The sequence below is a fragment of the Hydrogenivirga sp. genome (genome assembly GCF_056450045.1).
On the sequence record NZ_JBWONM010000167.1, the window covers coordinates 1 to 5,387 of the forward strand.

7 protein-coding genes are annotated in these 5,387 nt (G+C 52.0%); 5 read left to right on the forward strand and 2 right to left on the reverse strand.

Annotated elements, in window-relative coordinates:
- The 5 genes from AC1HCM_RS06810 to AC1HCM_RS06830 form a co-directional block, all read left to right on the forward strand.
- Nucleotides 1-711, forward strand: a 711-nt coding sequence (locus AC1HCM_RS06810; protein ID WP_479461016.1) for an energy transducer TonB, incomplete at its 5' end; no start/stop codon positions are given.
- 19 nt (nucleotides 712-730) lie between these two features.
- Nucleotides 731-2,131, forward strand: a complete 1,401-nt coding sequence (locus tag AC1HCM_RS06815) for a UDP-N-acetylmuramoyl-L-alanyl-D-glutamate--2,6-diaminopimelate ligase (RefSeq protein WP_479461017.1) — start codon at nucleotides 731-733, stop codon at nucleotides 2,129-2,131.
- A 10-nt stretch (nucleotides 2,132-2,141) separates the two neighbouring features.
- Nucleotides 2,142-2,405 (forward strand): hypothetical protein, encoded by a 264-nt coding sequence (locus AC1HCM_RS06820; RefSeq protein ID WP_479461018.1) that lies wholly within the window; start codon nucleotides 2,142-2,144, stop codon nucleotides 2,403-2,405.
- A complete protein-coding gene (locus tag AC1HCM_RS06825; protein WP_479461019.1) occupies nucleotides 2,402-2,614 on the forward strand; it encodes a hypothetical protein in 213 nt (70 codons plus the stop codon). The genes AC1HCM_RS06820 and AC1HCM_RS06825 overlap by 4 nt, the downstream gene beginning before the upstream one ends.
- A 112-nt stretch (nucleotides 2,615-2,726) precedes the next feature.
- On the forward strand, nucleotides 2,727-3,332 hold the full coding sequence (locus tag AC1HCM_RS06830; protein ID WP_479461020.1) for a histidine phosphatase family protein: 606 nt from the start codon (nucleotides 2,727-2,729) through the stop codon (nucleotides 3,330-3,332).
- Here the strand turns inward: AC1HCM_RS06830 and AC1HCM_RS06835 are convergent.
- Nucleotides 3,324-4,610, reverse strand: coding sequence for a M23 family metallopeptidase (locus AC1HCM_RS06835; RefSeq protein WP_479461021.1), 1,287 nt, complete (start codon nucleotides 4,608-4,610; stop codon nucleotides 3,324-3,326). The two genes, AC1HCM_RS06830 and AC1HCM_RS06835, sit on opposite strands and share 9 nt — an antisense overlap.
- Nucleotides 4,597-5,337, reverse strand: coding sequence for a 50S ribosomal protein L11 methyltransferase (locus AC1HCM_RS06840; protein WP_479461022.1), 741 nt, complete (start codon nucleotides 5,335-5,337; stop codon nucleotides 4,597-4,599). Before AC1HCM_RS06840 ends, AC1HCM_RS06835 begins: the two co-directional genes overlap by 14 nt.
- Nucleotides 5,338-5,387 lie beyond the last annotated feature (50 nt).

Here is a 5,387-nt window from a genome sequence, read left to right on the forward strand (position 1 = left end):
TCCCTGCTGCTTTTGTCCCTCTGGAGCCTTGACCTGAAGCCCACCCCGGCTCGTGAAAGGGTGGTTGAGCTCTCCTACGTGAGGGTCTTAGAAGAACCTCCGAAGGAGGTCATTAAGAAAACTCCTAAGCAGAAGGTTAAGAAAAAGCTCAGAAAGGCAAAGAAGGTACCCAGAAAAGCCCCAAGAAAGCCCAAGGAAGCCAAGAAGGTGGTGAGGACAGAAAAGCCCAAACCTACTCCCAAGCCGGCTCAGGAGACACCACGAGTTCCCGCGCCCCCACCCAAGTCCTCTCAGGAGCCGGTCAAAGCACCTGAGAAGGAAGCTCCAGAAAAGGAGCAGAAGGTAGAGAGCCCCGAGCCTAAGCTCCCTGCTTCTGAGGAGAGAGTGTCTTACCCTGCCCAGAGGGAAGAGGAGGAAGAGCTTTACGCCCAGAGCTACAGGGAGGAGAACCTTTCCAAGATAAGGGAGGCTATTGAGGCATACCTTTCTTACCCTCCGATAGCGAGGAGGATGGGCTGGGAGGGCACTGTGGTCGTTCGCTTCGTCCTCACGCCCGAGGGAAGGATTGAGGAGAGCGAGGTTGAGAAGAGCTCAGGCTTTGAGCTCCTTGACAGAAACGCCCTCAAGGTCGTGAGCATGGCAGCGAAGGACTTTCCCAGACCAAAGAGAAGGGTAGTTATCCACGTCCCCATCCTTTACAGACTTGAGTAGCTGTAATATCCTTAACTACATGACACTCCCTGCAGAGCTGAGGGAACTCCTGAAGAAGGCGAGGGGGATAACCGATGACTCAAGGAGGGTAGAGGAGGGTTTTGTCTTCTTTGCGATAAAAGGAGCCAGGTTTGACGGACATGAGTTCGTTCATGAGGTCCTCAAAAAAAACCCCCTCGCTGTCGTTGTGGAGAGGGAGGTTCCCCTAAAGGATAGAAGGGTTATCCGGGTTGAGAACACGAGGAAAGCCCTCGCCGAGAGTGCGAGCCTGTTCCTCGGAGAACCAGCGAAGGGTCTGAAGGTGATAGGGATAACCGGAACTAACGGGAAGACGAGCACGACCTACATCCTTGAGGCTATCTTCAAAGAGGCAGGTGTAACGACCGGTCTTCTTGGAACGATACAGTACAGGCGTGGAGAAGAGGTTCTTGGCTCAGGCAGGACCACCCCCGACCCGATAACATGGCACAGGACACTGAAGGAGATGAAGGACAGGGGAGCGGAGTTCGTCGTGGCTGAGGTCTCCTCCCACGCCCTTGACCAGCACAGGGTATGGGGAACGGATTTTGAGGCTGTCGTGTTTACAAACTTGACCCAGGACCACTTAGACTACCACGGCGATATGGAGAGCTACTACCTATCAAAGAAGAGGCTCTTTAATTCCTATAAGTACCACTTCGCGGTGATAAACACAGACGACAAATACGGAAAGAGGCTTGTGAAGGAGATAGGAGGGGAGATGATAACCTACGGCAGGGAAGGAGAGCTAAGGATTACATCCTTCAGCACCGACTTCACAGGCTCAAGGATAGAGCTCTCCTTCCGGGGGAGGAGCTACGCCTTCAGGACTAACCTTGTGGGTGAATTTCAGGCGTACAACCTTGCGGGAGCTATAGCCACAGCCTTCGGTATGGGAATGGGTCCAGAGGTCGTTGAGCGGGCTCTCCTCACCCTTCACGTACCCGGGAGGTTTGAGGTCTATACTTCAAGAAAAGGCATCCACGCAGTCGTTGACTACGCCCACACGCCAGACGCCGTTGACAACGTCCTGAGAACTCTGAGAAAGCTTACAAAGGGCAGGCTCATAACAGTCCTGGGCGCAGGTGGGAACAGGGACAGAGGCAAGAGACCCCTGATGGGAAGAGCTGCCCAAAGATGGAGCGACCTTATCGTCCTGACCTCCGACAACCCCCGCTACGAGGATCCCGCTGGCATAATTGAGGACATTCTCAGCGGTGTTGAGGAAAGGGGGAAGATTCTGATTGAACCAGACAGGAGAAAGGCTATAGGGCTAGCCATTAAGAGGGCGAGGGAAGGAGACGTCGTAGCTATCCTTGGAAAGGGTCATGAAGAGTATCAGGAGGTAGAGGGGGTAAAATATCCCTTCAGTGATTCTGAGGTGTTGAAGGAGTTTCTTTGAGGAGGTAGGAATGTCCTGTGATTTTGAGACCCTCTACTACAACGTGAAGCAGGAGCTCTTGGAGGTATTCAGAGATTCGGACAAGCCCGTTCCAAGGGTAAAGATAAGGGACCTCAAGTCGGCAAGGGTCTGCGGGCTGGTTAACCTTGCCAAGATGGTGCTCTACTTTGAGAGCTTAGGGATAGTCATCATACTCAATAAGGACGAACACTACCAGAACTGGGAGATAGACATACAAGCTCAGGTTCTTGACGTCCTCTTTGAGCAGATATGAAAAGGGAAGAGCTCATATACACAATTTGGAAAGGTATTGCGATAGCCTTTGCTGGAACAGTGGCATTTCTAGCGAACCTGTTCAGGAAGTATCCAAATTTTTCAAGTGAAGGTGAGGAAATAGTATTCTATGCATCTGTTGCTGTCAATTTAACACTTGCAATCTCACTGACATTGCTGACAATAAAACTATGGAGGATTTCAAGATGAACCTTGATGTTATGTTAGTCCTCTTCGTAGTTATATCCGTAATATTGGTTATTGGAACGCTCACATTTGTAGCGCTGAGCACGGAAAACTCTCCAAGTAAACATAGACACATATGAGAAAGAGGATATACCTGATAAGGCATGCCCAGAGCGAGTTCAATGAGAAGGGGATATTTCAGGGAAGGCTTGACAGCGACCTCACACCCTTAGGTTTCGTACAGGCGAGGCTTGTGGCTAAGTTCCTTGAAGGTGAAGGTATAGAGAAGATAGTAACATCCCCTCAGAGGAGGGCATACAAGACCGCCCTTACCATAGGAGACGTCCTGGGGATAGAGCCTGAGGTTGATGAGAGGATAAGGGAGATGTCCTTTGGTGTCCTTGAGGGGCGTAACTTCTGGGAGCTCTTTGACCAAGAGAGGGAGATGATGGTGGGCTGGCTCAAAAATCCCGTTGAGAACCCTCTCCCAACTCAGGAGTCAATGGAGCTCTTTGAGAAGAGGATACTGGGCTTTATTGAGGACCTTATAAGGTGGGAGGAAGAGAGTATAGCGGTCGTTGGGCATGGAGGCACACTTCACGGAATAGTTTGTCTCTCCCTCGGGCTTGGTCTTGAGAGGCTCTGGAAGGTTCACATGGACAATACGGGGGTTAGCCTCCTGCTCTACGAGGATGGCAGGTTTAGCCTCTCCTATCTGAACAGGCTCTGCCACTTAGTCTGAGAAGACGGGTTCTATCCTGGTCCTTATCCACTTCCTGTCCCACCATTCAAGGGGAGTCACCTCATAGCCCCCGACGAGCACTCCAAAGTGCAGGTGGTCTCCGAAGGCGAGACCAGTCGTGTCGGTATAGCCTATAACCTGTCCCTTCCTCACCTTATCTCCCACCTTTACTCTGAAATCCGCAAGGTGGGCGTAGAGGCTCATGAGACCGTATCCGTGGTCTATTATCACCGTGTTCCCGTATATGCCAAGGTCTCCCGCAAAGACCACTACACCGCTGTTGGCTGCTGGAACCTTGGCGTTTTTAACGGAGGCAAGGTCGTAGCCCATGTGTCTGCTCCTGCTTATAACCTTACCGCCGTAGGTGTATGTCCTCTTCTCCCCGTACCTTGATATCACCTTGCTGTTCCTGAGCTGGAGGAACCTCCCTCTCCAGAACCTCTGACCTGCGGATTTGCTCCCTATCTGGGCTATCTTCCTCTCGTTTTCCCTTCTGACCTCTTCGTTCACCTTCTTAAAGAGCTCAACAAAGCTGAGTCCTTCGTTGTCCCCACCGAGGATGGTCTTTAGCTTCGGAGTCATAACCCTCTCTTTACCCTTTAGCTCAATCCTCATTGACTTGAAGTGGTTTCTCTTTATGCCTGTTCCGAGGGGTATCACAGTCCTGTTGCCTACCTCATCAATCGCAACAACCTTCACCACATCCCTCGTTGAGGTATCAACGGGAACGCCGAAGAGGGCTATACGAACTCCGTTTCCCACATCGTAGGAGCCGAACTTCCTGCCTCCCACTTCAACGAAGAGCTCCGCGGGCTCGCTGAGCTTTGCCCTTATTCCTCCGGAACCACCCTGAAGGACAACGTAGGGAGCGTAGAGAAGCTGAACCCTCGGGGGTTGAGTGTCAACCTTTGCGCTGACCTCAAAGCTATCCTTGAGAATGTAAAACCTCCTGAGCTCAACGATTACCTTAGCATCTCCATCTTTAAGGCCAGCCTTCCTCGGCTCTAAGGTGAAGCTCACCTCGTTTACTCTCTTTGGAAGGCTTCCCTCAAAGAGGAGAACCTCCCTGCTACCCTGAAGGGCATATACCCTTACCCTATCCACGTAGGCTCTGGGGGAGATTACGAGGCTTATCTCCTTCTTCTTAGGGAGCTTTTCAAGGGAGTTAAGACCCTCAACCTTTGGTTTTAGGAAAAAGAGGTTGTAAAGGGTAAAGCCCACTATACCTATGAGCGCAAGAAATACAACCGTCCTTATTAGCTTCTTAATCCCCTGCATGTCCCACCCTTACACAGTACCAATCTTCTTCCTCCAATATTCTATCCGCTTGAAAGCCTTCCTGCCCGAGCAAGTCCAGAAGGCTGAGGAGCTCCTCTCTCCTGTATATTCCCGAGAGGATAGCCTGCCTTCCCACGAGCCTGAGTATGTCCGGGAGCTCCCTCTCAAATATTGGGAGCTCTAAGTTGGCTACCACCACATCAAAGCTACCGGCAAGCTCCGCGGGTCTTCCGAGAAGGGTCTCTATCTCAACGCCGTTCAGTTTTGCGTTCTCCTCACACGCCCGAAGGGCGTCCTTACTGATATCAATACCTACGACCCTTCCCGCACCGAGCATCTTGGAGACTATGGCTAAGACTCCGCTTCCCGTTCCCACATCAAGGACGCTGTCCCCCTTCTTCAGGGTCTCTTTCAGCATCCTTATGCAGAGGCGGGTGGTCGGGTGGAGGCCTGTTCCGAAAGCCATTCCGGGATTTATGAATACGACCCTCTTCCAGGGCGGGACTATCAGGAAGTCGTCAACCTCAACGGGTCCAAAGCTCTGTCTCCAGTCCTTCCAGCTCTCGTCAACCTCCTCTGAGGAAAGGGGTTCAATCCCTTCAAGGGGCTCGTAAACTGCAAAGGTGAGCCACTCTCCGTCTCTTTTGAGGACCTCCACGGGGACGGGTTTTTGGGCGAGGAGCTCTCCGAGCTCGTCCTCCCTCAGCCTGTATATGTACCTCCTCACAGGACCTCCCTCAGGAAGTCAAGGAGTGCCTTGTTGAAGGCTTCGGGGTT

Bases quoted from the DNA above. Each gene is read 5' to 3' on its own strand.
- AC1HCM_RS06835 (WP_479461021.1), bottom strand. From the start codon at position 4,610: ATGCAGGGGATTAAGAAGCTAATAAGGACGGTTGTATTTCTTGCGCTC.
- AC1HCM_RS06825 (WP_479461019.1), top strand. From the start codon at position 2,402: ATGAAAAGGGAAGAGCTCATATACACAATTTGGAAAGGTATTGCGATA.
- AC1HCM_RS06830 (WP_479461020.1), top strand. From the start codon at position 2,727: ATGAGAAAGAGGATATACCTGATAAGGCATGCCCAGAGCGAGTTCAAT.
- AC1HCM_RS06815 (WP_479461017.1), top strand. From the start codon at position 731: ATGACACTCCCTGCAGAGCTGAGGGAACTCCTGAAGAAGGCGAGGGGG.
- AC1HCM_RS06820 (WP_479461018.1), top strand. From the start codon at position 2,142: ATGTCCTGTGATTTTGAGACCCTCTACTACAACGTGAAGCAGGAGCTC.